This window comes from Streptomyces sp. rh34, assembly GCF_002551245.1.
Lineage (GTDB): Bacteria > Actinomycetota > Actinomycetes > Streptomycetales > Streptomycetaceae > Streptomyces.
The window spans coordinates 17609-44269 of the sequence record NZ_NTGZ01000028.1 but is presented as its reverse complement, the minus strand read 5'-3'; the positions used below and the strand labels follow the sequence as shown (position 1 = coordinate 44269).

The window sequence follows — 26661 nt, the reverse complement described above, 5'->3', positions numbered from 1 at the left end:
GCCGCGATCAGCTCGGGGCGCAGCGCCCCGCCCGGAGCCACGCGCTCCACCGCGCCCGTCACGGCGACGGCCCCCACGGGCATCCTGCGCCGGTCGTGCACCGGGGCGGCCACGGCGGCGACGCCCTCCCAGGTCTCCTCGGCGTCGGCGGCCCAGCCCTGCGCCCGGATCAGGTCGAGCATCGACTCGAAGGCGTCGGCGGCGGTGACGGTGCGCCCGGTGAAGGAGCGGCGCTCCGCCTCCATGACCTCGCTGTGGGCCACCGGGTCGTACGCGGACAGCACCTTGCCCAGCGCCGTGGAGTGCAACGGCTGCATGGCCCCGACCTCCAGCACCTGGCGGCTGTCGTCGGGCCGGAAGACGTGGTGGACGATCAGTACGCCGTGCTGGTGCAGCACCCCGAGGTGGACGCTCTCGCCGCTGGAGCGGGCCAGGTCGTCCGTCCAGACCAGGGCGCGCGCCCGCAACTCGTGGACGTCCAGATAGCTGTTGCCCAGCCTCAGTAGCTCCGCACCCAACTGGTAGCGCCCCGACGCCGTGTCCTGCTCGACGAAGCCCTCCAGTTGGAGCGTGCGCAGAATGCCGTGCGCGGTGCCCTTGGCCAGCCCCAGCGAGGAGGCGATGTCGGAGAGCCCGAGCCGGCGCTCGCCGCCCGCCAGCAGACGCAGCATCGCGGCCGCCCGCTCCAGCGACTGGATGTTCTTGGCCATCGCGCCGTACTCCTCCACCTCGGTTCGACAATGCTGAACACTATCGGTCGATGCCGACCTGCGCCGGACTCCGGGGGAAAGTCTCCGCCACCGCGCCGCGCGCGCCGCACCCGCACAGCATGCAGTCCGCCCCATGGACGTCCCCTACGGTCCCGGGCGCCGTCCGGCTACGCTGGCGAGGTGCGCCTTCCCCAAGAAGGACGCAAAGCCGACAGCCGTCGCATCCCTGGGAGATCATCCATGGCCTCGTTGCCGACATCCGCCGCCGACAGCCGGACCCGCGCAGACGCACTCCGAGAAGCACTCTCCACCCGTGTGGTGGTGGCCGACGGGGCGATGGGCACCATGCTCCAGGCACAGGACCCCACGCTGGAGGACTTCGAGAACCTCGAAGGCTGCAACGAGATCCTGAACGTCACCCGGCCCGACATCGTGCGCTCGGTCCACGAGGAATACTTCGCGGCCGGCGTCGACTGCGTCGAGACCAACACCTTCGGCGCGAACCACTCCGCCGCGAACGAGTACGAGATCGCCGACCGGATCTTCGAGCTCTCCGAGTCGGGCGCCCGGATCGCCCGTGAGGTCGCCGACGAGTTCGGTGCCCAGGACGGCCGGCAGCGCTGGGTCCTCGGCTCGATCGGCCCCGGCACCAAGCTGCCCTCGCTCGGCCACATCACGTACGACGTCCTGCGCGACGGCTACCAGAAGAACGCCGAGGGCCTCCTCGCGGGCGGCTCCGACGCCCTGATCGTCGAGACCACCCAGGACCTGCTGCAGACGAAGTCCAGCATCATCGGCGCGCGCCGGGCGATGGACGCCCTCGGTGTCCACGTGCCCCTGATCTGCTCCCTCGCGTTCGAGACGACCGGCGTCATGCTGCTCGGCTCCGAGATCGGCGCCGCCCTGACCGCCCTGGAGCCGCTGGGCATCGACCTGATCGGTCTGAACTGCTCGACCGGCCCGGACGAGATGAACGAGCACCTGCGTTACCTCGCCCGCCACTCCCGTACGCCCCTGATGTGCATGCCCAACGCCGGCCTGCCCGTCCTCACCAAGGACGGCGCGCACTTCCCGCTCGGCCCCGAAGGCCTCGCCGACTCCCAGGAGCACTTCGTCCGGGACTACGGCCTCTCCCTCATCGGTGGCTGCTGCGGTACGACGCCGGAGCATCTGCGCCAGGTGGTGGAGCGGGTCCGCGGGATCACGCCGCCCGAGCGGGAACCGCGCCCCGAGCCGGGTGCGGCCTCGCTGTACCAGACGGTCCCCTTCCGGCAGGACACCGCGTACCTGGCGATCGGGGAGCGGACGAACGCGAACGGGTCCAAGAAGTTCCGCGAGGCCATGCTGGAGGCCCGCTGGGACGACTGCGTGGAGATGGCCCGGGACCAGATCCGCGAGGGCGCGCACATGCTCGATCTCTGCGTCGACTACGTGGGCCGTGACGGGGTCGCGGACATGGCGGAGCTGGCCGGCCGTTTCGCGACGGCCTCGACCCTTCCGGTCGTGCTGGACTCCACGGAGCTGCCCGTGCTGCGGGCCGGCCTGGAGAAGCTCGGCGGCCGTGCCGTGCTGAACTCGGTGAACTACGAGGACGGTGACGGCCCGGAGTCGCGGTTCGCGCAGGTCAGCGCCCTGGCCTCCGAGCACGGGGCCGCGCTGATCGCGCTGACGATCGACGAGGAGGGCCAGGCCCGTACGGTCGAGCACAAGGTCGCCATCGCCGAGCGGCTGATCGAGGACCTCACCACCAACTGGGGCATCCACGAGTCGGACATCCTCATCGACACCCTGACCTTCACCATCTGCACCGGTCAGGAGGAGTCCCGGGGCGACGGCATCGCCACCATCGGGGCGATCCGTGAGCTGAAGAAGCGTCACCCGGACGTCCAGACCACGCTGGGCCTCTCCAACATCTCCTTCGGCCTGAACCCGGCCGCCCGGGTCGTGCTGAACTCCGTCTTCCTCGACGAGTGCGTCAAGGCGGGCCTGGACTCCGCGATCGTGCACGCCTCGAAGATCCTGCCGATCGCCCGGCTGGAGGAGGAGCAGGTCAAGGTCGCCCTCGATCTGATCTACGACCGCCGCGCCGAGGGCTACGACCCCCTCCAGAAGCTCATGGAGCTCTTCGAGGGCGTCAACATGAAGTCGATGAAGGCGGGCAAGGCCGAGGAGCTGATGGCCCTGCCGCTGGACGAGCGCCTCCAGCGCCGCATCATCGACGGCGAGAAGAACGGCCTGGAGGCCGACCTGGACGAGGCCCTCCAGGACACCCCGGCCCTCGACATCGTCAACAACACGCTGCTGGAAGGCATGAAGGTGGTCGGTGAGCTGTTCGGCTCCGGCCAGATGCAGCTGCCGTTCGTGCTCCAGTCGGCCGAGGTCATGAAGACCGCGGTGGCCCATCTGGAGCCGCACATGGAGAAGACCGACGACGACGGCAAGGGCACGATCGTGCTCGCCACCGTCCGCGGCGACGTCCACGACATCGGCAAGAACCTCGTCGACATCATCCTCTCCAACAACGGCTACAACGTCGTCAACCTCGGCATCAAGCAGCCCGTCTCCGCGATCCTGGAGGCCGCCGAGGAGCACCGCGCGGACGTGATCGGCATGTCCGGCCTCCTGGTGAAGTCGACGGTGATCATGAAGGAGAACCTTCAGGAGCTCAACCAGCGCAAGATGGCCGCCGACTTCCCCGTCATCCTCGGTGGCGCCGCGCTGACCCGGGCCTACGTCGAGCAGGATCTGCACGAGATCTACGAGGGCGAGGTCCGCTACGCCCGCGACGCCTTCGAGGGTCTGCGCCTCATGGACGCGCTCATCGGCGTCAAGCGCGGTGTGCCGGGCGCGGTCCTGCCCGAGCTCAAGCAGCGCCGGGTACCCAAGAAGAACACCGACGCGGCCGTGCTGGAGGTCGAGGAGCCCGAGGGTTCGGTGCGCTCGGACGTCTCCACCACCAACCCCATTCCCACCCCGCCGTTCCGGGGCACCCGCGTCATCAAGGGGATTCCGCTCAAGGACTACGCCTCCTGGCTCGACGAGGGCGCGCTGTTCAAGGGCCAGTGGGGCCTCAAGCAGGCCCGGACCGGCGACGGACCGACGTACGAGGAGCTGGTGGAGACGGAGGGACGCCCGCACCTGCGCGGCTGGCTCGACCACCTCCAGTCGAACAACCTCCTGGAAGCGGCCGTCGTCTACGGCTACTTCCCCTGCGTCTCCAAGGGCGACGACCTGGTCCTCCTCCACGAGGACGGCTCCGAGCGCACCCGCTTCACCTTCCCGCGCCAGCGCCGCGGCCGCCGCCTCTGCCTCGCCGACTTCTTCCGTCCCGAGGAGTCCGGCGAGACCGACGTCATCGGCCTCCAGATCGTCACCGTCGGCTCCCGGATCGGCGAGGCAACCGCCGAACTGTTCGCCGCCAACTCCTACCGCGACTACCTGGAGCTGCACGGCCTCTCCGTCCAGCTCGCCGAGGCGCTCGCCGAGTACTGGCACGCCCGGGTCCGCAGCGAGCTCGGCTTCGCCGGGGAGGACCCGACGGACGTCGAGGACATGTTCGCGCTGAAGTACCGCGGCGCACGGTTCTCCCTCGGTTACGGGGCGTGCCCGGACCTGGAGGACCGGGCCAAGATCGCCGACCTCCTGCAGCCGGAGCGGATCGGCGTGCACCTCTCCGAGGAGTTCCAGCTCCACCCGGAGCAGTCCACCGACGCCATCGTCATCCACCACCCCGAGGCGAAGTACTTCAACGCCCGGTAGCCGCGTGTTTCCCCCGCGGTCCCGCGCCCTTCGCGCACCGCGGCCGGACACGTCGTAGACTGGTCGGTCCAGTGCAGGCCGGTCGCCCTCCCGTTCCGGGAATGGCGGCCGGCCTTCTCGTCCCCTACGGAAGGTGTGCCGGATGACCAGTACGGTCCCCGCGTCCTTGACCCGCACGGCCGAAGGCGCCGCCCTGCAGGCGGTCCTTCTCGACATGGACGGAACCCTGGTCGATACCGAGGGCTTCTGGTGGGACGTCGAGAAGGAGGTCTTCGCCGGTCTCGGACACCGGCTGGACGAGTCCTGGCGGGACGTGGTCGTCGGCGGTCCGATGACCCGCAGCGCCGGCTACCTCATCGACGTCACCGGCGCCGACATCCGGCTGGACGAGCTGACCGTGCTGCTCAACGACGGATTCGAGAGCCGCATCGCCCTCGGCGTGCCGCTGATGCCGGGGGCCGAGCGGCTGCTCGCCGAGCTGGCCGCGTACGAGGTGCCCACCGCGCTCGTCTCGGCCTCCCACCGCCGGATCATCGACCGGGTGCTGGAATCGGTGGGCCGTCACCACTTCGCGCTCACCGTCGCCGGGGACGAGGTCGCCCGGACCAAGCCCCACCCCGAGCCCTACCTCACCGCGGCCGCGGGCTTCGGCGCCGACCCCTGGCGCTGCGCCGTCATCGAGGACACCGCGACCGGTGTGGCCGCCGCCGAGGCCGCCGGCTGCCGGGTCGTCGCCGTGCCGTCCGTCGCCCCCATCGCACCCGCGGCCGGACGCGTGGTCGTCGGCTCCCTCGAAGAGGTCGACCTCGCCTTCCTGCGCAAGCTCATCACCGGAGCGGGCGGAACGGGCTGACCCGCGCCGAGCGGGCACCCGCGCCGAGCGCGCACTTGTGAACGAACAGCGGATTTTCTGGGCACCTCCGTGTGCGTTCCGGCAACGTTCCATGGATGTGGATCAGTTGCAGGGTGCTTGTGTGAAGAGGCCTGGCGGGTGACCTTTCTCACCTGCGGGTCTCCGGCGTGCCGCCGGGATCGGGTGAGCTGTCCGTAATGGTGATCGTATGTCGCCCCCTCCGGCCGTCGGGGGAGCGGGAGCCGTTCGCCGGACGGTCGGAGGGGCCACCCGCGGCTACTAGCTTTGATTCCTCACCTGCCGGGATGAGGGAGAACGTCCACATGAACCGCAAGACCCTGGTGCTGCCGGCCGTCGTCGGCCTGCTCGCCCCCGTGCTCGCCGCCTGCGGCAGCACGGACAGCGGCGCCGGTGGCAAGGGAGCCATCGTCGTCGGCACCACGGACCAGCTCGTGGCCTCCAAGGAGAACCCCGCGCCGCTCGACCCGGCCGTCGGCTACGAAGCGGGCGTCTGGAACGTCCTGCGGCAGACCGTGCAGACCCTCACCACGGTGCCGGGCGGTGGCGGCGAGCCGGTGCCCGAGGCCGCCCGTAGCTGCGCCTTCACCGACACCGCGAACGAGAGCTACCGCTGCACCCTGCGGGCGGGCCTCACGTTCGCCGACGGGACGCCCGTCAGCGCCGAGGATGTGAAGCACTCCATCCAGCGCGTCATCGACATCGACGCGGACAGCGGGCCCGTCGGACTGCTCGCCAACATCGACATGATCGAGACCAAGGGCGACGACCAGGTGATCTTCCACCTGAACACGCCCGACGCGACCTTCCCGTACAAGCTCGCCACCCCCGCCGCCGGCATCGTCCCGAAGGCGCAGTACCCGGCGAAGAAGGGACGCGCCGGCTTCCAGGTGAACGGCTCCGGCCCGTACACCATGAAGCCGCAGGTCGAGGACGGCCGGGTCGTCAAGATCGTCTTCGACAGGAACCCCTCGTACAAGGGCGAGCTGAAGGTCCTCAACGACAAGGTCGAGATGGACCTCTTCCGTGACGCCGAGGCCATGGGCAAGGCGCTCGACGAGAAGAAGATCGACATGATGACCCGGGCGATGTCACCCCAGCAGGCCCGGGACATGCTCGTGGCGCCGAAGGAGGGCATCGAGCTCACCGAGCTGCCCGGCCTGGCCATCAGCTACGTCGGGTTCAACACCAAGGACCCCGTGGTCAACAAGTCCGTCCGGCAGGCCATGGCGCAGCTCGTCGACCGGGGCGAGATCGCGGGCAAGGTGTACGGCACCACCGCCGAACCGCTCTACTCGCTGATCCCGTCCAGCATCGCCGGGCACACCAACGCCTTCTTCAACAAGTACGGCGAGCCCAGCACCGCCAAGGCCGCGGCGATCCTCCGCGACGGCGGGATCAAGACGCCGGTGAAGTTCACCCTGCACTACACCAGCGACCACTACGGCCCGGCCACCGCCGAGGAGTTCAAGGCGATCCGGCAGCAGCTGAACAGCTCGGGCCTCTTCGACGTCTCCATCCAGGGCAAGGAGTGGTCGGAGTACCGCCCCGAGCAGAAGCGCGGCGACTACGCGGCCTACGGCATGGGCTGGTTCCCCGACTTCCCGGACCCGGACAACTACACCGCGCCCTTCCTGGACGAGAACAACTTCCTCAACTCGCCCTACCGGTCGCGCGAGGCGCAGAAGGTCCTCATCCCGGCGTCCCGCCGCGAGACCGACCGCACCGCCGCCGCCACCACCTACGAGAAGCTCCAGGACATCGTCGCCACCGATGTGCCGGTGCTGCCGATCTGGCAGGGCAAGCAGTACGTGGCCTCCCGCGACGGGATCGCCGGGGTGGAGCGTTCCGTCAGCGCCACCTCCGAGCTCCAGCTCTGGGAGCTCAACCGGCCCGGCGTCTGAGACCTGACCGGAAAGCCGTCCGGCCCGTCCCCCTCCTTTCCCAGGACGGGGACGGGCCGGACGGCTTCGTCGTCGAATGCGCGTGTGCGTGCTGTGCGTGTCGCGGTGCGGGTGTGCGGGGCCGCTACTGCGCGCCGGGACGCACCAGCCCGCTCTCGTACGCGTACACCGCGGCCTGCACGCGGTCACGCAGGCCCAACTTCGTGAGCACATGGCCCACATGCGTCTTGACCGTCGTCTCGCTGACGAACAGATCCGCCGCGATCTCCGCGTTGGACAGGCCCCGCGCCACCAGCTTCAGCACCTCGACCTCACGGTCCGTCAGCGTGTGCAGGGCGTCCGGCACCGGGTCCTCACCGGACGGCAGATGATCCGCGTACTTGTCCAGCAGCCGCCGTGTGATGCTCGGCGCGAGCATCGCCTCGCCCGCCGCCACCACGCGGATCGCCTGCACCAGCTCGGCCGCCGGAGCGTCCTTCAGCAGGAAGCCGCTCGCCCCCGCACGCAGCGCCTCCACCACGTACTCGTCGAGATCGAAGGTGGTCAGCACCAGCACCTTCGCCGGGCCGTCCTTCCCGGGGCCGGTGATCTGACGGGTCGCCTCCACCCCGTCCATCCGCGGCATCCGGATATCCATCAGCACCACATCGGGCTGCAGCGCCCGCACCTGATCGATGGCCTGCAGACCGTCACCGGCCTCACCGACCACCGCCAGATCGCCTTCGGCCTCCAGAATCATCCGGAAACCGGTGCGCAGCAGAGGCTGGTCATCGACCAGAAGGACGCGGATCGCCACAGGAACTCCTTAAGGGCCCTCAAGGGCCACGGCACGGCCGGCCTCGGCCTGGACCGGTCCCATTCTGCCCTGGCCGTCCTCACCCGAATCCGCAGGGCGTACCGACAGCGGATACACCGGGGGAGTCCCGCCGAATTCCGGACAGACGGCCTGGTGGTCGCACCAGCCGCACAGCTTCGTCGGCCGCGGCCGCCAGTCACCGGTCTCCGTCGCCAGCGAGATCGCGTCCCACAGCGCCAGCAGCTTGCGCTCCACCCGCTCCAGGTCAGCCACCACCGGGTCGTACGTCAGCACGTCCCCGCTGCCCAGGTAGACCAGCTGGAGGCGGCGCGGCACCACGCCCTTCAGCCGCCAGATCACCAGCGCGTAGAACGTCATCTGGAACAGCGGACCCTCGGAATACTCCGGCCGCGGCGCCTTCCCCGTCTTGTAGTCGACGATCCGGACCTCGCCGCTCGGCGCGACGTCCACCCGGTCGATCACCCCGCGCAGCCGCAGCCCCGACTCCAGCTCCGTCTCGACGAACAGCTCACGCTCCGCCGGCTCCAGGCGCGTCGGGTCCTCCAGCGAGAACCAGCGGTCCACCAACCGCTCCGCCTCACCCAGCCAGCGCGTCAGGCGCTCGCCCTCGGTGTCCCCGGCGAACAGCCCGGTCAGCTCCGGCTTCGACTCCAGCAGCCGGTCCCACTGGCCGGGAATCAGCGCCCGCGCCCGCGGCGCCGTCCGGTCGGCCGCCGGAGCGTCGAAGAGCCGCTCCAGCACCGCATGGACCAGCGTGCCGCGGGTAGCCGCCTCGCTGGGCTTCTCCGGCAGCTTGTCGATGACCCGGAAGCGGTAGAGCAAGGGACACTGCATGAAATCGCTCGCCCGCGACGGCGACAGGGACGAAGGCGGCTGGGGCGGCCGCGGCACGGAAGTCATGTCTCCAGACCCTACGGCCCGCCACTGACAGCGAGCGGCATACCATCGACGGCAGACCCTCGCACACTGCATGATCGTGGCAAACGCCACTCACCGAACCGAAGGGACCCCGTGGACGACAGCGGCGACAGCGGGCGGCCGCAGCCCGGCGCAGGGGGAACGGCCCCCGGCGCCGATCCCGACAACGGCCAGCCGAAACGCCCCGCCGAGCCCGGCGGCGGCCTGCTCATGGGCCGGCCCTTCGGCGTGCCCGTCTACGTCGCCCCCAGCTGGTTCGTCGTCGCCGCGCTGATCACCTGGGTGTTCGGCGGCCAGCTCGACCGCGTGCTGCCCGAGCTGGGCGCCGCCCGCTACCTCGTCGCCCTGTTCTTCGCCATCGCCTTCTACGCCTCCGTGCTCGTCCACGAACTGGCCCACACGGTCGCCGCACTGCGCTACAAACTCCCGGTCCGCCGTATCCAGCTCCAGTTCTTCGGCGGGGTCTCGGAGATCGAGAAGGAGAGTGAGACGCCCGGCCGCGAGTTCGTCCTCGCCTTCGTCGGACCGCTCCTGTCCCTGGTGCTCGGCGGCGTCTTCTACGGCGCGATGCAGCTCGTCGAGCCCGGCACGGTCCCCGGCGTCCTGGTCGCGGGCCTGATGATCTCCAACCTCATCGTGGCCGCCTTCAACCTGCTGCCCGGCCTGCCCCTCGACGGCGGCCGGATGCTCCGCGCCGTTGTCTGGAAGATCACCGGCAAGCCCATGAGCGGCACCATCGCCGCCGCCTGGGTCGGACGCGGGCTCGCCGTCGTCGTCCTCGTCGGACTGCCGCTGCTCACCCACACCGGAACCCTGGGCGGCACCGCCCAGGACATCGGCGGGGTCGAGACCGTCATGGACGCGCTCCTCGCCGCGATCCTCGCCGGCATCATCTGGACCGGCGCCGGGAACAGCCTGCGCATGGCCCGCCTCCGCGAGCACCTGCCCGACCTCCGGGCCCGCACCCTGACCCGCCGCGCCGTCCCCGTCGAGTCCGCCACCCCGCTCTCCGAAGCGCTGCGCCGGGCCAACGAGGCGGGCGCCCGCGCCCTGGTCGTCGTCGACGGGCAGGGCAACCCCAAGGGCGTCGTCCGCGAGGCCGCCATCGTCGGCGTCCCCGAACACCGCCGACCCTGGGTCGCCGTCAGCGGCCTCGCACAGGACCTCACCGACGGCATGAAAGTGCCCGCGGAACTGGCCGGCGAAGCCCTCCTGGACCGGCTCAAGGCCACCCCCGCCACCGAATACCTGGTCGTCGAGGAGACCGGCGAGATCTACGGAGTCCTCTCCACCGCCGACGTGGAGCGCGCCTTCGTCAAGGCCATGGCCCGCCCCGGCGCCTGAGGGCCCCATGGTCCGGAGCGTGGCGGCTCGCGGGCCGGTCACCGCGTCGGCCGGGCGGTCGGCGGGCCCGGAATCACCGGTAGGCTGGTCACATGTCTGAACCGACCGGTGCCGCCCGCCGACGTGGGCCCTTCAAGGTCGGGGACCAGGTACAGCTCACCGACCCCAAGGGCCGCCACTACACCTTCACGCTCGAAGCCGGAAAGAACTTCCACACCCACAAGGGTTCTTTCCCGCACGACGAGCTGATCGGTGCTCCCGAGGGCAGTGTTGTCCGCACCACGGGAAACGTCGCCTATCTCGCGCTGCGCCCCCTGCTCCCCGACTACGTCCTGTCCATGCCCCGCGGCGCCGCCGTGGTCTACCCCAAGGACGCCGGCCAGATCCTGGCCTTCGCCGACATCTTCCCCGGCGCCCGCGTCGTGGAGGCCGGGGTCGGATCCGGCTCGCTCAGCACCTTCCTGCTGCGCGCCATCGGCGAGCAGGGCATGTTGCACTCCTACGAGCGCCGCGAGGACTTCGCCGAGATCGCCCAGCAGAACGTCGAGCGCTACTTCGGTTCCCCGCACCCGGCCTGGCAGCTGACCGTCGGCGACCTCCAGGACAACCTCTCCGACACCGACGTCGACCGCGTCGTGCTGGACATGCTCGCCCCCTGGGAGTGCCTGGAGGCCGTCTCCAAGGCCCTGGTCCCCGGCGGCATCCTCTGCGCCTATGTCGCCACCACCACCCAGCTCTCGCGCACCGTCGAGTCCATCCGCGAGATCGGCTGCTTCGCCGAACCGCAGCCCTGGGAGTCGATGATCCGCAACTGGCACGTGGAGGGCCTCGCCGTCCGCCCCGACCACCGGATGATCGGCCACACCGGCTTCCTGGTCACCGCCCGCCGCCTCGCGGACGGCGTCGAGCCGCCGCTGCGCCGCCGCCGCCCGTCCAAGGGCGCCTACGGCGACGACTACGACGGACCCGGCAGCCAGAGCGGCTCCGCCGCCTCCCGCGGCTGATCCGTCCAACGCACCGGCGCCGCCGCGCAGTTCCCCGACCGACCGGGGAACCGCGCGGCGGCGCCTTTTCGTTGCCCCCGCCGTTCCGCCCGGGTGTGAGGTGTGGCACGATGCCGCCAACCCCTCGGGGGTGTTCCCCACCCCCTCACCGGGCTTCCAGGAACCATCAGGAGACATACCGCGTGCAGACCCCCGCGCTCCCGGATCTCGCCCACACCGCCGCCAAGCCGGTGCACTGGCTCGCCACGGCCGCGGCGATGGCCGGCGTCGTCGCGCTGGCCGGGCTGCTCCAGCCCCGTACGGCCACCGCGACCGCCACGGCACCCGAGCAGCGGACCACCACACAGCACGGCGCCCCCGCGTCCGCCCCCGATCCGGACGGCGTGGAGTTCCCGCTGGAGTGCGGCGGCGTCGGGACGACCGTCGCGAAGAAGGCCTCCGGGGACCTCGACGGCGACGGGCGGCCGGAAACCGTCGCCGTGGTGCACTGCGCCGCCGGATCCGGGACCCCGCCGGGCGGCATCTACGTCCTGACACAGAGCGGCGGGGCCACACCCCGGGTCGTGGCGACCCTGGTGAACCCCGCTGACGGGAAGACGGTCGGGGACCTCGCCGTACGCGACGGCCTCGTCTCGGCGACCCTCCTCGGCTATTCCTCGCTCGATGTGCCCCGCTGCTGCCCCGACCAGGAGGAACAGGCCTCCTGGCGATGGAAGGGGAAGGCGTTCGTCCGCACCTCCGGGGACCTCGCGCGCAGCGTCTGAGCGCGCTTCGAGGGGACGCCGGCCTGCGCCGGGGCGCGAGCCCCGTGTCGGCTAGTCGGCGTCCGGCCCGTACACCTCGACGCTGTCCTTGACGCGCCGCACATGGATGCAGTCCCCGGGGCACTCCTTGGCCGAATCGACGACGTCCTGGAGGAGGGGCAGCGGCACCGGAGTGGTCGCCCCCGGGTTCTGCAGGAGTTCGTCGTCGCTGCTCTTCACGTATGCCAGGCCGTCGATGTCCAGCTCGAAGACATCGGGGGCGTACTGCACACAGATGCCGTCGCCCGTACAGAGGTCCTGGTCGATCCAGACCTCCAGGTCCTGCGTGTCACTGTCGCCCGGCGAGTCCTGCTGCACGGTCATGTGTCCTGCCGTTCCTGCGTATCTGAACCAATTGGAGCCAGCCCTGACGGGTGTTGAACAGTTCGACGATACAACCGGCGGCTTTCCGGTGCCGAAGGGTGGGTATTCCCTTGACGTGAGGGAGAGCGCAAGGGTGAAGATCGGACACGCCCCGCAGTCTTTGTGATCTAGGGGTTTCAATCACCACCCACCCAGGTAGGGTCAGGAAGCGTCCAGCTCCCCATGGAGGAGGTGAGGACCGTGGCAGCCCACGACGACGACATCAACCGCGGCATCCGGCCCGCGCGAGGGTCAGAGGACCCAGCCGGCCAGGTTGCCTATCTCGAGCAGGAAATCGCCGTCCTGCGACGTAAGCTCGCCGACTCTCCGCGTCACTCGAGGATTCTCGAAGAGCGGATCGTCGAGTTGCAGACGAACCTGGCGGGCGTGTCCGCACAGAACGAGCGGCTCGCCAACACGCTCCGTGAGGCACGTGACCAGATCGTGGCCCTCAAGGAGGAGGTCGACCGGCTCGCGCAGCCGCCGGCCGGCTTCGGCGTCTTCCTGCAGGCCAACGAGGACGGCACCTGTGACATCTTCACCGGGGGCCGCAAGCTCCGGGTGAACGTCAGCCCCAGTGTCGAGCTCGAGGAGCTCCGGCGTGGCCAGGAGGTCATGCTCAACGAAGCGCTCAACGTGGTCGAGGCCATGCAGTTCGAGCGCGCCGGGGACATCGTCACCCTCAAGGAGATCCTTGAGGACGGCGAGCGAGCCCTGGTGGTCGGGCACACCGACGAGGAGAGGGTGGTGCGGCTCGCCGAGCCCCTGCTGGACATCACCATCCGCTCCGGCGACGCCCTGCTCCTGGACTCCAGATCGGGTTACGTCTACGAGGTGGTCCCCAAGAGCGAGGTCGAGGAGCTCGTCCTCGAAGAGGTCCCGGACATCGACTACGACAAGATCGGCGGCCTGGGCGACCAGATCGAGCTGATCCGCGACGCGGTCGAGCTTCCGTACCTGCACCCCGACCTCTTCAAGGAGCACGAGCTTCGCCCGCCGAAGGGCATCCTGCTCTACGGTCCGCCCGGCTGTGGCAAGACGCTCATCGCCAAGGCCGTCGCCAATTCGCTCGCCAAGAAGGTCGCCGAGGTCACCGGGCAGCCCACGGGGAAGAGCTACTTCCTCAATATCAAGGGCCCCGAGCTCCTCAACAAGTACGTCGGCGAGACCGAGCGGCACATCCGCCTGGTCTTCCAGCGTGCGAGGGAGAAGGCGAGCGAGGGCACCCCCGTCATCGTCTTCTTCGACGAGATGGAGTCCCTCTTCCGCACCCGCGGCAGCGGCGTCAGCTCGGACGTGGAGAACACCATCGTCCCGCAGCTGCTCGCCGAGATCGACGGGGTGGAGGGCCTGGAGAACGTCATCGTCATCGGCGCCTCCAACCGCGAGGACATGATCGACCCCGCCATCCTGCGCCCCGGCCGTCTCGATGTGAAGATCAAGATCGAGCGTCCGGACGCCGAGGCGGCGAAGGACATCTTCGCGAAGTACCTCACCCCGGGGCTCCCGCTGCACGCGGACGATCTGGCCGAGCACACCGGCTCCCGGGCGGCCGCCGCCCACGCCATGATCCAGTCCGTCGTGGAGCGGATGTACACGGAGTCCGAGGAGAACCGCTTCCTCGAGGTGACGTACGCCAACGGCGACAAGGAAGTCCTGTACTTCAAGGACTTCAACTCCGGCGCGATGATTCAGAACATCGTCGACCGGGCAAAGAAGATGGCCATCAAGGCATTCCTGGAACAGGGCCAGAAAGGGCTGCGGGTCGCTCATCTCCTGCAGGCCTGCGTGGACGAGTTCAAGGAGAACGAGGACCTGCCGAACACGACCAACCCGGACGACTGGGCCAGGATTTCCGGTAAGAAGGGTGAGCGGATCGTCTTCATCCGCACACTCGTCACCGGAAAGCAGGGCGCGGACACCGGACGCTCCATCGATACGGTGGCCAACACCGGCCAGTACCTGTAATGCGCGGACCGGCTGCGGAAGCCCCCAGGGGCCTCCGCAGCCGGTTTCATTACCCGTTCCGGCCGTGCCGGAGCAATGTCGTAATTGATCTCCCCACCGGCGCAGAGGCGCTCTAGGCTCTGCGGTACCGCCGAGTCGCGCAGTGCGGAGACGGGCGCCGCATACGCACCGGACACAGCAGCGGTACTTGAGCGTCGTTCCCGGAGGGGCCGACGCCGGGCAAGGAGGGCCGCATGACCGTACGGCGAGTAATGGGCATCGAGACGGAGTACGGGATCTCCGTCCCCGGCCACCCCAACGCCAATGCCATGCTCACCTCGTCCCAGATCGTCAACGCCTACGCGGCGGCGATGCACCGGGCGCGACGCGCCCGCTGGGACTTCGAGGAGGAGAACCCGCTGCGTGACGCGCGAGGCTTCGACCTCGCCCGGGAGACCGCCGACTCCAGTCAGCTCACCGACGAGGACATCGGCCTGGCCAATGTCATCCTCACCAACGGCGCCCGGCTGTACGTCGACCACGCGCACCCCGAATACAGCTCCCCGGAGATCACCAATCCGCGCGACGCGGTGCTCTGGGACAAGGCCGGCGAACGGATCATGGCGGAGGCCGCCGAGCGGGCGGCCGCGATCCCCGGCGCGCAGCCGATCCACCTCTACAAGAACAACACCGACAACAAGGGCGCCTCCTACGGCACGCACGAGAACTACCTCATGCGGCGGGAGACGCCGTTCTCGGACATCGTGCGCCACCTGACGCCGTTCTTCGTCTCGCGCCAGGTCGTCACGGGCGCGGGCCGGGTCGGCATCGGCCAGGACGGCAACGAGCACGGCTTCCAGATCAGCCAGCGCGCCGACTACTTCGAGGTCGAGGTCGGCCTGGAGACCACGCTCAAGCGCCCCATCATCAACACCCGGGACGAGCCGCACTCCGACGCCGAGAAGTACCGCCGGCTCCATGTGATCATCGGCGACGCCAACCTCTCGGAGATCTCCACCTATCTCAAGCTCGGCACCACGTCCCTGGTGCTGGCCATGATCGAGGACGCCTTCATCAACGTCGACCTCGCGGTCGACCAGCCCGTGCGCACCCTGCACCAGGTCTCCCACGACCCGGACCTCCGGCAGCTGATCACGCTCCGCAGCGGCCGGACGCTCACCGCGGTCCAGCTTCAGATGGAGTACTTCGAGCTGGCCCGCAAGTACGTCGACGAGCGGTACGGCGCGGACGCCGACGAGCAGACCAAGGACATCCTGACCCGCTGGGAGGACACCCTCAACCGGCTGGAGACCGATCCGATGAGCCTGGCGGGCGAGCTGGACTGGATCGCCAAGCGGGAGCTCATGGAGGGCTACCGCCGCCGCGACGCGCTGGACTGGGACGCGCCCCGGCTGCATCTGGTGGATCTCCAGTACGCGGACGTACGGCCCGACAAGGGCCTCTACAACCGCCTGGCGGCCCGCGGGAAGATGAAGCGCCTCCTGGACGAGGACGAGGTCACCAGGGCTCGTACGAAGCCCCCGGAGGACACCAGGGCCTACTTCCGCGGGCGGTGCCTGGAGCAGTACGCCGACGACGTGGCGGCGGCCTCGTGGGACTCGGTGATCTTCGACCTGCCGGACCGCGACTCCCTGCAGCGGGTGCCCACCCTGGAACCGCTGCGTGGCACGAAGGAGCACGTGAAGGACCTGCTGGACCGCTGCCGGACGGCGGAAGAGCTGGTCCGCGTGCTGTCGGGCGGCTGAAAGGCCTCCGGGCTGGGAATCAATCACCTGAGGCGCGGGCGTTGCACCAACTACCGGGTCAAATGTCGGACCCCGTGGGTAGGGTCTGATCAAGAGCTTCGATTGCTTCGAACCGAGCGGGGTGAGCTACATGGCGACCAAGGACACCGGCGGCGGACAGCAGAAGGCGACACGTTCCACCGAGGAGGTCGAGGAGCAGGCGCAGGACGCGCAGGTGTCCGAGGACCTCGCGGAGCGCCAGGAGAAGCTGAGCGACGACGTCGACTCGGTCCTGGACGAGATCGACGACGTCCTCGAAGAGAATGCCGAGGATTTCGTCCGGTCCTTCGTTCAAAAGGGTGGACAGTAGTTCACCAATGTGAACGCCCGGGTGTGTGCCGGGCGCTCACGCGAACACCCGCGCAGATTACGGGGGAGAAAGGGGTGACGGCGTTCGCCACGGCGTGCGTCGTCACCCCGCCCACCGACCCGGGGGCCGGTTCCCGGTCCCGTCGGATTGGTGCGGATAACCCCCTCCGAACATGTGGATCACTCCCGCCGGGCGGGTAGGGTCCGTGGCGTACGTACTTGCTTCAACTGCAATTCGGCCATCGGCAAGTTGGGGGATGATCCTGACTCTCTTGCGCAGGGCCATCGCATACGTGGAGGGAAACGCGTGGAAGCCAACACTCGTAGCACCGGGCGTCTACCAGCTGCCTTCCTGACGCCGGGTTCGTCCTCGTTCATGGACTTCCTGTCCGACCAGTCGCCCGAGATGCTCCCGGGCAACCGGAGCCTGCCGCCGCTCCAGGGGGCCATCGAGGCGCCGCACGGGACGACCATCGTCTCGGCGTCCTTCCCCGGTGGCGTGGTCCTGGCCGGCGACCGGCGCGCCACCATGGGCAACATGATCGCCTCGCGCGACATGCAGAAGGTCTTCCCGGCCGACGAGTACTCCGCGGTGGGCATCGCCGGCACCGCCGGACTGGCCGTGGAGATGGTGAAGCTGTTCCAGCTGGAGCTGGAGCACTTCGAGAAGGTCGAGGGAGCCCAGCTCTCCCTGGAGGGCAAGGCCAACCGCCTCTCCACCATGATCCGCAGCAACCTCGCCATGGCCATGCAGGGCCTCGCCGTGGTGCCCCTCTTCGCCGGTTACGACGTCGACCGCGAGAAGGGCCGCATCTTCTCCTACGACGTCACCGGCGGCCGCACCGAGGAGAACGGCTACGCGGCCACCGGCTCCGGATCGATCTTCGCCCGCAACGCGATGAAGAAGCTCTACCGCGAGGACCTGACGGAGGAGCAGGCCCTCACCCTGGTCGTGCAGGCGCTGTACGACGCGGCGGACGACGACTCGGCGACCGGCGGCCCGGACGTGGCCCGCCGCATCTACCCGATCGTCACCGTCATCACCGACGAAGGCTTCCGGAGGCTGACCGACCAGGAGTCCTCCGAGATCGCGCGCTCCATCCTGGAACGCCGACTCGAGCAGCCCGACGGCCCGCGCGCCGCGCTGCTCTGATCCGGACCTCCAGCCTCAGACGCACTCGTCACTGACAGAAAGGGACGGATAGCCGGTGTCGACGCCGTTCTATGTCTCACCCCAGCAGGCCATGGCCGACCGGGCGGAATACGCCCGCAAGGGCATCGCCCGTGGTCGCAGCCTCGTTGTGCTGCAGTATGCCGACGGCATTGTGTTCGTCGGCGAGAACCCGTCCCGCGCACTGCACAAGTTCAGCGAGATCTATGACCGGATCGGCTTCGCCGCCGCCGGCAAGTACAACGAGTACGAGAACCTCCGCATCGGCGGTGTGCGCTACGCCGATCTGCGCGGATACACCTACGACCGGGACGATGTGACGGCCCGTGGGCTGGCCAACGTCTACGCCCAGACGCTCGGCACCATCTTCTCCAGCGCGGCCGAGAAGCCGTACGAGGTGGAGTTGGTGGTCGCCGAGGTCGGCAGCGCGGCCGAGGGCGACCAGATCTACCGGCTGCCGCACGACGGTTCGATCGTGGACGAGCACGGCTCGGTCGCGGTCGGCGGCAACTCCGAGCAGATCAGCAGCTTCCTCGACCAGCGCCACCGCGACGGTATGACCCTCGCCGAGGCGCTCAAGCTGGCCGTCCAGGCGCTCTCGCGCGAGCCCGGCGGCGGCGAGCGGGAGATCCCGGCGGAGCGCCTGGAGGTCGCGGTCCTGGACCGTACCCGCCCCCAGCAGCGCAAGTTCAAGCGGATCGTCGGTCGCCAGCTGGCCCGGCTGCTGGACACGGAAGCCGCCGGCAGCACGCCGACGGACGCCCCGTCCGACACCGAGGACACCGACAGCACGGACAGCATCGACACCGCCCCCGACTCCGCGGAGGAGACGGACAAGTAGACAAGCGGCGCCCCCGGGCCCCGGCCCGGGGCGCCGTCATGCCCGGCCTGCGGGTGGCGGCGCCGTGGAGCCGCGTACGACGAGCCGTACCGGCAGACCGTCCTGCTGGACGGGACGGCCGTCCAGCACCGTGAGCAGCGCCTCCATGCCCCTCTCACCGACCTGCTCCGCCGGCAGCCGCACCGTGGTCAGCTCCGGCTCCAGCGCGGTGGCCAGTGCGAGGTCGTCGAATCCGGTGACCGACAGCTCGTCCGGCACCCGCAGCCCGAGCCTGCGGGCCGCCTTGCACGCGCCGGCGGCCAGAATGTCGTCGTCGCAGACGATCGCGGTGGGCCGGTCCCCGGTGACGGACAGGGCCTGTTCGGCCGCCTCGCGCCCCGCCCGTACGTCCAGCGGGGCGCGCACCGTGCGCACCGTCGCGTCCCCCGCCGTTTCCAGCACGTCGCGCAGCGCTTCGGCGCGCACCGCGAACGTCCAGGTGTCCACGGCGGACGCCAGATGCAGGAAGCGGCGGTGGCCGAGCCCCAGCAGATGATCCGTCACCTGTCGCATCCCGTCCGCGATGTCGAGGTTCACATGGGCGGCGGGCCCGGTGTCCGAGGGATCGCTGTCCAGCATCACCAGCGGAAGATCCGCCCCGTGCAGCGCGCCCAGCGCGTCGGCGGCCATCGAGGACGCGATGACCCCGTCGAGCGCGGCGCGGGCGGAGGCGAACGGGTCCCGGGCCGGGCCCGTGCCGTCGGGCGAGGGGTAGAGCACCACGCCGAAGTCGTGCTCGGCGGCGAGCGCCGCCGCCCCGGCGTACACCCGTGCGAAGAACTCGTTGGTGAGCGCGGGAACCACCAGCAGCGCGGTCCTGGTGCGGCCGAGCCGGAGACTGCGGGCCGCCAGATTGGGCCGGTAGCCGATCTCCGCCGCGGTGTCCCGGACCCGCTGGGCCGTGGCCTCCGACACCCTGCCCGGCCACTTCTCGCCGAGCACCAGGGAGACCGTCGCCTGGGAGACGCCCGCCGCACGGGCCACGTCGCGGCTGGTGGGCCGGGCGGGGGCGGGCTGCTGCGCGCTGGTCACTCGTGCCTCCGTGCGGGATGTATCCGTAACGCCGCGAGGTGGACCCGCGAACTGCGCACATGGTACGTATGAGCCTCGACGTTATACGTAACACCTCGGGGCCGAGCGGCCGGGGTGGAGAGGGGCGGACATGGCCGCGGGATATCTGGAGATCCTCCGGGCGCGGCACGCCGCCCGGCTGCTGACGGGCACCCTGGTGGGGCGGCTGCCCAACGGCACCGCACACATCGCGATCGTGCTGTTCACCCGGGCGGAGGGCGGCAGCTACACGCTGGCCGGCGCGCTCGCCGCCGCCTACGGACTGGCCACCGCCGTCGGACAGCCGCTGCTCGGCCGCGCGGTGGACCTGTACGGGCAGCCGCGCGTCCAGTTGCCGGCCGCCGTGCTCTCCGCGCTCGGGATGGCTTTGCTGGCCCTCACCGGCCTCGGCTCGCTCCCGCTGGCCTACCTCGCCGTCGTCGTCGCCGGGGTCGCCACGCCGCCGCTGGAGGGCGGCCTGCGGGCCCTGTGGCCCAGCGTCCTCAAGGGTGAGGGCCAGGTGCACCGCGCCTACGCCCTGGACGCCGTGGCGCAGGAGATCATGTTCACCGTCGGCCCGCTCCTGGTGACACTGCTCGTCTCGCTCTGGTCCCCGGCCGCCGCTCTGCTCGTCATCAACGCCATCGGCGTCCTCGGCGCCCTCTCGGTCGTCCTGTCCGAGCCCTCGCGCACCTGGCGCTCCGCTCCCCGCGAGGCCCACTGGCTCGGCGCCCTGCGCTCGCCCGGACTCCTCGCCCTGCTCGGCGCGTTCTTCTTCGTCGGGCTCGCCCTCGGCTCCATCACGGTGGCCGGGGTGGCGTACGCCGACGACCACGGCCGGGAATCGGTGTACGGGTGGCTGATGGCCGCACTCGGGCTCGGCGCGCTGATCGGCGGACTCGGCTACGGGGCGCGGCAGTGGGCCGGCGCCCCCGAGAAGCGGCTGCGGGTCATCGTCGGGTTGCTGGCGCTGGGCTATCTGCCGTTGACCCTCACCCCCTCGGTGCCCGTCATGACCGCCCTCGCCGCCCTCGCCGGAGTGTTCCTCGCACCGGCCATCGCCTGCTCCTTCATCGTGGTCGACCGGCACGCTCCGCGCGGCACGGTGACCGAGGCGTTCTCCTGGCTCGTCACCACGTTCGGCGTAGGCGCGGCAGCCGGCACGGCCGTCGCGGGGCCGGCCGTCGAACTCGGCTCGACCGCCTGGAGCTTCGCCGTCGCGGGGGCCGGGGGAGTGGCCGCCCTGGTGGTCCTGCTGGCCACCGGGAAGGTCCTGGGGGGCGCCTCCCGTACGCCCGCCGTCGTGACGGGTTCGGAAAATGATCGAAACGGTGCCGTCGAACCCGGTTTCAGCTCAGGCCATAAGGCGTAATGTTCAGTCATGGACCGCCGCATTTTCGGGCTGGAGAACGAGTACGGCGTCACGTGCACGTTCAGGGGACAGCGCCGACTGTCACCTGACGAAGTGGCGCGCTACCTCTTCCGCCGTGTTGTGTCATGGGGCCGCAGCAGCAATGTCTTTCTGCGGAACGGCGCCCGCCTCTACCTCGACGTGGGATCGCATCCGGAATATGCAACCCCCGAATGCGACAATGTGACCGAACTGGTCACGCACGACAAGGCGGGCGAGCGCATTCTCGAAGGTCTGCTCGTCGACGCCGAACGCCGCCTGCACGAGGAGGGAATCGCGGGCGACGTCTATCTCTTCAAGAACAACACCGACTCTGCGGGAAACTCCTACGGCTGCCACGAGAACTACCTCGTCGCCCGCCACGGAGAATTCTCCCGGCTCGCGGACATCCTCATTCCGTTCCTCGTCACCAGGCAGCTGATCTGCGGTGCGGGCAAGGTGCTCCAGACCCCGCGCGGCGCGGTCTACTGCGTCAGTCAGCGCGCCGAGCACATCTGGGAGGGCGTCAGCTCCGCGACCACCCGCTCCCGGCCGATCATCAACACCCGCGACGAACCCCACGCCGACGCCGAGCGGTACCGCCGCCTCCACGTCATCGTCGGCGACTCGAACATGTCCGAGACGACCATGCTGCTCAAGGTCGGCGCCACCGACCTGGTGCTCCGCATGATCGAGGCGGGCACGGTGATGCGCGACCTGACCCTGGAGAACCCGATCCGGGCGATCCGCGAGGTCAGCCACGACATCACGGGGCAGCGCAAGGTGCGCCTGGCCAGTGGCCGGGAGGCCTCGGCCATCGAGATCCAGCGGGAGTACTACGAGAAGGCCGTGGACTTCGTCGAGCGCCGGGGCATCCGCACCGGCACCGTCGACCAGGTCCTGGAGCTGTGGGGCCGCACCCTGGACGCGGTCGAGGCCGAGGACCTCGACCGGATCGACACCGAGATCGACTGGGTCATGAAGTACAAGCTCATCGAGCGGTACCGGGCCAAGCACAACATGACCATGTCGAATCCGCGGGTCGCCCAGATAGACCTCGCCTACCACGACATCCACCGCCGCCGAGGCCTCTTCTACCTCCTGGAGCGCAAGGGGCAGACCGCCCGCATCTGCAACGACCTGAAGATCTTCGAGGGCAAGTCGGTGCCCCCGCAGACCACCAGGGCGCGGCTGCGCGGCGACTTCATCCGCAGGGCCCAGGAGCAGCGGCGGGACTTCACCGTCGACTGGGTCCACCTCAAGCTCAACGACCAGGCGCAGCGCACGGTGTTGTGCAAGGACCCGTTCCGTTCCGTGGACGAGCGGGTGGAGAAGCTGATCGCCGGCATGTGAGCCGACGTCACCGCGTCACGGCCCCGGCCCCCCGGACCCACCGGTCCTGGGGTCCGTGGCCGTCCGCGCGGCGGGGGAGGCCCGCATACGGGATGTATGGGGATGTTCCGACAACGCTGAGAGGTGCCGTGGCTGTCGTCGTGCGCCCGCCAGGGATGACGGAACAGCCCTTAGAGTGTTGCGGGACTGATTCACCGTGCCCCCTGAGATCTGAGGAACCAGTGCGCCGAATTGCCGGCCTTCTTCTCGCCCCCCTCCTGCTGCTGTCGGCAGTGGCGTGCGGCAGCGACGACAAGGCCTCCGACTCCGCCTCGTCCAAGAACGGCGTCCCCGCGATCACCGCGGGCGACAAGTTCGGCGAGAAGCCCACTCTCTCCAAGGGTGAGGGTGACCCGCCCAAGGAACTGACGACCGAAGTCATCAGCGAGGGGGACGGCGCGAAGCTCAAGAACGGCGACGCGATCCAGGTCAACTACCTCGGCCAGGCGTGGGACTCCACCAAGCCGTTCGACAACAGCTTCGACCGCAAGCAGCCCTTCGACCTGACGCTCGGCGCCGGAATGGTCATCCAGGGCTGGGACAAGGGTCTGGTCGGCCAGAAGATCGGCAGCCGCGTCGAGCTGGTCATCCCGCCGGAGCTCGGCTACGGCGAGCAGGGCCAGGGGGACATCAAGCCCAACGCCACGCTCGTGTTCGTCGTCGACCTCCTGAAGGCCACCCAGATCCCGGCTTCCGCCAAGGGTGCCGAGGTGGCCCAGGACAACGCCGACCTGCCCAAGGTCGGTGTGAAGACCGACGGCAAGGCCCCGACGGTCACCATCCCCAAGGGCGACCCGCCGAAGAAGCTCGTCTCCAACTACGTCCTGGAGTCCGACGGCGAGGTCGTCAAGGAGTCCGACAGTGTCGTCGTGAACTACGTCGGCATGATCTGGAAGGGCGCCAAGGAGTTCGACAACACGTACACCACGGGCAAGACCCAGACCTTCCCGCTGTCCCAGGTCACCCTCAAGGGCCTCAAGAACGGCCTGGTCGACAAGAAGGTCGGCAGCCGGGTGCTGCTCGTCATTCCGCCGGACCAGGCCTTCGGCGACCAGCAGCAGCAGGCCATCCCGAAGAACTCCACCCTGGTCTTCGCCGTGGACATCCTCGCCAAGGTGTAAGACTGTCCCGGTTGTCCAGTTCATCATTTAGAGGAGCAGTTCAGTGAGCATCGAGAAGCCCGAGGTCGACTTCCCGGGTGGCGAGCCGCCGGCCGACCTGGAGATCAAGGACATCTGGGAGGGCGACGGCGCGGTGGCCCAGGCGGGCCAGACCGTCTCCGTCCACTACGTGGGCGTGGCCTTCTCCACCGGCGAGGAGTTCGACGCCTCCTGGAACCGCGGCACCCCGCTGCAGTTCCAGCTCGGTGCCGGCCAGGTCATCTCCGGCTGGGACAAGGGCGTGCAGGGCATGAAGGTCGGCGGCCGTCGCCAGCTGACCATCCCCGCGCACCTCGCCTACGGCGAGCGCGGCGCCGGCGGCAAGATCGCCCCGGGCGAGACGCTGATCTTCGTCTGCGACCTCGTCGCGGTCTGATCCGTTCCGGTTGTGAGCGTGAGGGCCCCCGCCGCACGGCGGGGGCCCTCACCGCTGTCCGGCGGGCCCGTCACCGCTCTCCGGTCAGCGGCCCGCCTTTTGGTCCCCACACCCCGGGGCGGTACGGTCGACGGTCGTAGAGCAACAAGAGAAAGGGCGTCGATGGCGATTGCCAAGGCCGAGCGGTTGATGAACCTCGCGCTGTGCCTGCTGGGGACCCGGCGCCCACTCAGCAAGCGCGAACTCCGCGGATCCATCGAGGCCTACCTCGAAGCGGGCTCCGACGACTCCTTCAACCGGATGTTCGAGCGCGACAAGGACGATCTGCGCGAGCTCGGCCTCGTCATCGAGACCGTCGAGAACCTTGACGGCGACACCGGATACCTGGCCCGCCGCGACAGCAACCGGCTGCCCCCCATCACCCTGGACGCCGAGGAGGCCGCGGCCCTCGGTCTCGCCGCCAAGGTCTGGCAGCAGGCCCGCCTCGCCGGAGCCGCCAGCGGCGCCCTCCAGAAGCTGCGGGCCGCCGGAATGCCGGAGGCCGAGGACGCCTACGAGGTCCACAGCGCCCTGGAACCCCGCATCCCCGTCCACGAGGCCGCCTTCGAGCCCCTGATGCTGGCCTGCCGCGACCGCCGCCCCGTCACCTTCGACTACCGCAAGGCCAACTCCGCCCGCCCCGAGCAGCGTCAGGTCGAACCCTGGACCCTCGAATGCTGGCGCGGCCACTGGTACCTCGCCGGCTGGGACCGCGAGCGCGGCGCCGAACGCGTCTTCCGGCTCTCCCGCATCACCGGCAAGGTCCGCTCCCGCGCCGGGGCCTTCAGCGCCGAGGTGCCCGACGTGGTCACCGTCCGCGAGACCGTCGAGAGCTGGGCCGGTGAGACCGCGACCCGTACCGCCCGGATCAGGCTGCGCGCCGGAGCCGGCTACCCGCTGCGGTCGCGGGCGATAGCCGTGAGGGAACGCGGAGACGGCTGGGACGAGCTGGAGATCCCGTACGGGCACGGCCTCGACGCCTGGCTCGTCGAGTTCGGCCCGGACGTCATCGTGGAGGAACCCGCCGATCTGCGGGCCGATGTGGTGGACCGGCTCCGCGCCGTGGCCAAGGACTAGGGACAGGGACAGGGAAACGATGGCCACGAACGCGATCGACCAGACCCGCCGGATGCTGTCCCTGGTGACGTATCTGCGCGAGCGACCCGGCGCCCACGTCCAGGACGTGGCGCGGGCCTTCGGGATCACCGAGGACGAGCTGATCTCGGACCTCGACGTCCTGCCCATGTGCGGCACCAGCTTCCGCGGTGGCGACCTCCTCGACATCGACACCGACGGCGACCGGATCTGGTGGCACAACCCGGACGACGTCGCCGAGCCGCTCCGCCTCGCCGCGGACGAGGCCACCGCGCTGCTCGTCGCCGCCCGCGCGGTCGCCACCCTCCCCGGCCTGCGCGAGAGCGACCGGCTCGCCCTCGTCCGCGCGACCGCCAAGCTGGAGACGGCCGCAGGGGAGTCGGGGGCGGCCAGCTCCCGGCTCTCGGTCACCTTCGAGGCGGAGGGCGGCGTCTTCGCCGACGTCGACCGGGCCATCTCCGAGCGCCGCCGGCTCTGGCTGCGCTACTACTCGCCCGCCCGCGACGAACTCACCGAGCGCGAGGTCGATCCGATCCGGCTCTTCGCCGTCGGCCACACCTATATGGAGGGCTGGTGCCGGCTCTCCGAGGCCCGCCGGACCTTCCGGCTGGACCGGGTCGCCGAGATCCGCCTCCTCGACGCCCCCGCCGCCCCGCCCGAGCTGGAGCTGCGCGACCTGTCCGCAGGGCTGGTCCAGCCCGCCGCCGAGGACCCGGAAGTCGTCATCGAGGTCGGCACCGGCGGCCGCTGGGTCGCCGAGTACTACCCGCACGACTCCGCCGAGGAACTCCCCGACGGCGGCCTGCGGATCACCCTGCGCACCCCGGACCCGGCCTCCCTGCGCCGGCTCGCCCTGCGCCTCGGTGGCGACGGCCGCATCGTCACCCCGCCGCAACTCGCGGACAGCGCCCGCGAGGCCGCCCGCGAGGCACTCGCCGCCTACGAGGACGCGGTCTGAGCCCCGAGGAAGGGGAGACAACGATGAACCGGACGCCCCTGTTTCCGGCCGCCGCCACCTGGGTCCGCCCGATGCCCCTGCCCGGCACCGGACCCGTCCCCGTGCCGGTATCCGCCGCCGTACGCTTCCGGGCCGCCTGCCCCGACTGCCGCGGGCGCTTCGAGCTGGCCGCGGCGGCGCTGCGCCTGGCGATCGGCGCCACCAGCCGCACCACCTTCTACACCTTCACCTGCCCCGAGTGCGGCGCCTCGGTCCGCAAGCCCGCCGGGGAGCGCATCATCGAACTGCTCACCGGCGGTGGCGTACGGACACTGCGCCTGCACACCGCCCTGTAGCACCCCGACCACAGCGCCCGTTGGAAGCCCCGTAGGAAGAGGCACCGCCGAATGTTCTGGCCCATGCTCGCCATCGCCCTGGGATTCCTGGGCATCGCCGTGCTCGGTGTGCTCGGCGTCAAGGTCTTCGTCGAGGCTCAGCGTCTCGGCCGCCAGGTGACGGTCACCACGGAGCGGATCAACCGGGCGTCGGAGGACCTCGAACGAGCGGCCACCCGCCTCGCGGCCACCGGCGAAGGCCTGCGATAGCGGCCCCGGGGC

24 protein-coding genes and 1 pseudogene are annotated in these 26661 nt (G+C 70.0%); 20 read left to right on the top strand and 5 right to left on the bottom strand.

Annotated elements, in window-relative coordinates:
- Window positions 1-710 (bottom strand): IclR family transcriptional regulator (locus CR470_RS08795; protein WP_097867004.1); only part of this gene is annotated, 710 nt, incomplete at its 3' end.
- A 240-nt stretch (window positions 711-950) separates the two neighbouring features.
- Between CR470_RS08795 and metH the strand changes: the two genes are divergently transcribed.
- From metH to CR470_RS08780, 3 genes are all read left to right on the top strand, one after another.
- Window positions 951-4469: a methionine synthase gene (metH, locus tag CR470_RS08790; RefSeq protein WP_097867001.1), complete on the top strand. Its 3519-nt coding sequence runs from the start codon at window positions 951-953 to the stop codon at window positions 4467-4469.
- A gap of 142 nt (window positions 4470-4611) precedes the next feature.
- Window positions 4612-5322, top strand: coding sequence for an HAD family hydrolase (locus CR470_RS08785; protein WP_097867000.1), 711 nt, complete (start codon window positions 4612-4614; stop codon window positions 5320-5322).
- A 323-nt stretch (window positions 5323-5645) separates the two neighbouring features.
- Complete coding sequence (locus CR470_RS08780; RefSeq protein ID WP_097866999.1) at window positions 5646-7244, top strand: ABC transporter substrate-binding protein; 1599 nt, start codon at window positions 5646-5648, stop codon at window positions 7242-7244.
- Window positions 7245-7368: 124 nt separating this feature from the next.
- Here the strand turns inward: CR470_RS08780 and CR470_RS08775 are convergent, their stop codons facing one another.
- Together CR470_RS08775 and CR470_RS08770 are read right to left on the bottom strand one after the other, a co-directional pair.
- Complete coding sequence (locus CR470_RS08775) at window positions 7369-8040, bottom strand: response regulator (protein ID WP_003970158.1); 672 nt, start codon at window positions 8038-8040, stop codon at window positions 7369-7371.
- Window positions 8041-8049: 9 nt separating this feature from the next.
- Window positions 8050-8895 (bottom strand): RecB family exonuclease, encoded by an 846-nt coding sequence (locus tag CR470_RS08770; RefSeq protein ID WP_257138520.1) that lies wholly within the window; start codon window positions 8893-8895, stop codon window positions 8050-8052.
- A gap of 177 nt (window positions 8896-9072) precedes the next feature.
- Here CR470_RS08770 and CR470_RS08765 point away from each other — a divergent pair, with 177 nt between their 5' ends.
- From CR470_RS08765 to CR470_RS08755, 3 genes are all read left to right on the top strand, one after another.
- Window positions 9073-10323: a site-2 protease family protein gene (locus tag CR470_RS08765; RefSeq protein WP_097866997.1), complete on the top strand. Its 1251-nt coding sequence runs from the start codon at window positions 9073-9075 to the stop codon at window positions 10321-10323.
- 92 nt (window positions 10324-10415) lie between these two features.
- On the top strand, window positions 10416-11327 hold the full coding sequence (locus CR470_RS08760) for a tRNA (adenine-N1)-methyltransferase (protein ID WP_097866996.1): 912 nt from the start codon (window positions 10416-10418) through the stop codon (window positions 11325-11327).
- A gap of 182 nt (window positions 11328-11509) precedes the next feature.
- Window positions 11510-12091, top strand: coding sequence for a hypothetical protein (locus tag CR470_RS08755; RefSeq protein WP_097866995.1), 582 nt, complete (start codon window positions 11510-11512; stop codon window positions 12089-12091).
- Window positions 12092-12142: 51 nt separating this feature from the next.
- Here CR470_RS08755 and CR470_RS08750 read toward each other — a convergent pair whose 3' ends face one another.
- The gene (locus CR470_RS08750; RefSeq protein WP_097866994.1) at window positions 12143-12454 is read right to left on the bottom strand and encodes a ferredoxin; all 312 of its coding nucleotides are present in this window, start codon (window positions 12452-12454) and stop codon (window positions 12143-12145) included.
- A gap of 240 nt (window positions 12455-12694) precedes the next feature.
- On the opposite strand from CR470_RS08750, the gene arc reads away from it, so the two are divergent.
- The 6 genes and pseudogenes from arc to prcA all read left to right on the top strand — a co-directional run bounded on the left by arc (window position 12695) and on the right by prcA (window position 18566).
- Entirely contained in the window at window positions 12695-14461 is a 1767-nt protein-coding gene (arc, locus tag CR470_RS08740) for a proteasome ATPase (RefSeq protein WP_097866993.1), read from the top strand.
- Between the two features lie 233 nt (window positions 14462-14694).
- Window positions 14695-16206: a depupylase/deamidase Dop gene (gene dop / locus CR470_RS08735; RefSeq protein WP_097866992.1), complete on the top strand. Its 1512-nt coding sequence runs from the start codon at window positions 14695-14697 to the stop codon at window positions 16204-16206.
- 130 nt (window positions 16207-16336) lie between these two features.
- Window positions 16337-16555, top strand: coding sequence for a ubiquitin-like protein Pup (locus CR470_RS08730; protein WP_097867003.1), 219 nt, complete (start codon window positions 16337-16339; stop codon window positions 16553-16555).
- A 162-nt stretch (window positions 16556-16717) separates the two neighbouring features.
- A pseudogene (locus CR470_RS08725) lies at window positions 16718-16910 on the top strand (endonuclease domain-containing protein); the annotation flags it as partial.
- Entirely contained in the window at window positions 16862-17707 is an 846-nt protein-coding gene (gene prcB / locus CR470_RS08720; RefSeq protein WP_097866991.1) for a proteasome subunit beta, read from the top strand. The pseudogene CR470_RS08725 and the gene prcB, both read left to right, overlap by 49 nt.
- A 55-nt stretch (window positions 17708-17762) precedes the next feature.
- Window positions 17763-18566, top strand: coding sequence for a proteasome subunit alpha (gene prcA / locus CR470_RS08715; RefSeq protein ID WP_097866990.1), 804 nt, complete (start codon window positions 17763-17765; stop codon window positions 18564-18566).
- A 36-nt stretch (window positions 18567-18602) separates the two neighbouring features.
- Here the strand turns inward: prcA and CR470_RS08710 are convergent, their stop codons facing one another.
- The gene (locus tag CR470_RS08710) at window positions 18603-19637 is read right to left on the bottom strand and encodes a LacI family DNA-binding transcriptional regulator (RefSeq protein WP_097866989.1); all 1035 of its coding nucleotides are present in this window, start codon (window positions 19635-19637) and stop codon (window positions 18603-18605) included.
- A 130-nt stretch (window positions 19638-19767) separates the two neighbouring features.
- Here CR470_RS08710 and CR470_RS08705 point away from each other — a divergent pair, with 130 nt between their 5' ends.
- The 8 genes from CR470_RS08705 to CR470_RS08670 all read left to right on the top strand — a co-directional run bounded on the left by CR470_RS08705 (window position 19768) and on the right by CR470_RS08670 (window position 26649).
- Window positions 19768-21027, top strand: a complete 1260-nt coding sequence (locus tag CR470_RS08705) for an MFS transporter (RefSeq protein WP_097866988.1) — start codon at window positions 19768-19770, stop codon at window positions 21025-21027.
- A 9-nt stretch (window positions 21028-21036) separates the two neighbouring features.
- Complete coding sequence (gene pafA, locus CR470_RS08700) at window positions 21037-22398, top strand: Pup--protein ligase (RefSeq protein WP_097866987.1); 1362 nt, start codon at window positions 21037-21039, stop codon at window positions 22396-22398.
- A 221-nt stretch (window positions 22399-22619) separates the two neighbouring features.
- Window positions 22620-23558: an FKBP-type peptidyl-prolyl cis-trans isomerase gene (locus tag CR470_RS08695; RefSeq protein WP_097866986.1), complete on the top strand. Its 939-nt coding sequence runs from the start codon at window positions 22620-22622 to the stop codon at window positions 23556-23558.
- Between the two features lie 43 nt (window positions 23559-23601).
- Window positions 23602-23973: an FKBP-type peptidyl-prolyl cis-trans isomerase gene (locus tag CR470_RS08690; protein ID WP_097866985.1), complete on the top strand. Its 372-nt coding sequence runs from the start codon at window positions 23602-23604 to the stop codon at window positions 23971-23973.
- A 162-nt stretch (window positions 23974-24135) separates the two neighbouring features.
- Window positions 24136-25089 (top strand): helix-turn-helix transcriptional regulator, encoded by a 954-nt coding sequence (locus CR470_RS08685; protein ID WP_097866984.1) that lies wholly within the window; start codon window positions 24136-24138, stop codon window positions 25087-25089.
- A gap of 19 nt (window positions 25090-25108) precedes the next feature.
- Window positions 25109-26065, top strand: coding sequence for a helix-turn-helix transcriptional regulator (locus CR470_RS08680; RefSeq protein WP_097866983.1), 957 nt, complete (start codon window positions 25109-25111; stop codon window positions 26063-26065).
- A 23-nt stretch (window positions 26066-26088) separates the two neighbouring features.
- Window positions 26089-26400 (top strand): hypothetical protein, encoded by a 312-nt coding sequence (locus CR470_RS08675; protein ID WP_257138519.1) that lies wholly within the window; start codon window positions 26089-26091, stop codon window positions 26398-26400.
- A 51-nt stretch (window positions 26401-26451) separates the two neighbouring features.
- Window positions 26452-26649 (top strand): hypothetical protein, encoded by a 198-nt coding sequence (locus CR470_RS08670; RefSeq protein WP_097866982.1) that lies wholly within the window; start codon window positions 26452-26454, stop codon window positions 26647-26649.
- Window positions 26650-26661: the final 12 nt, after the last annotated feature.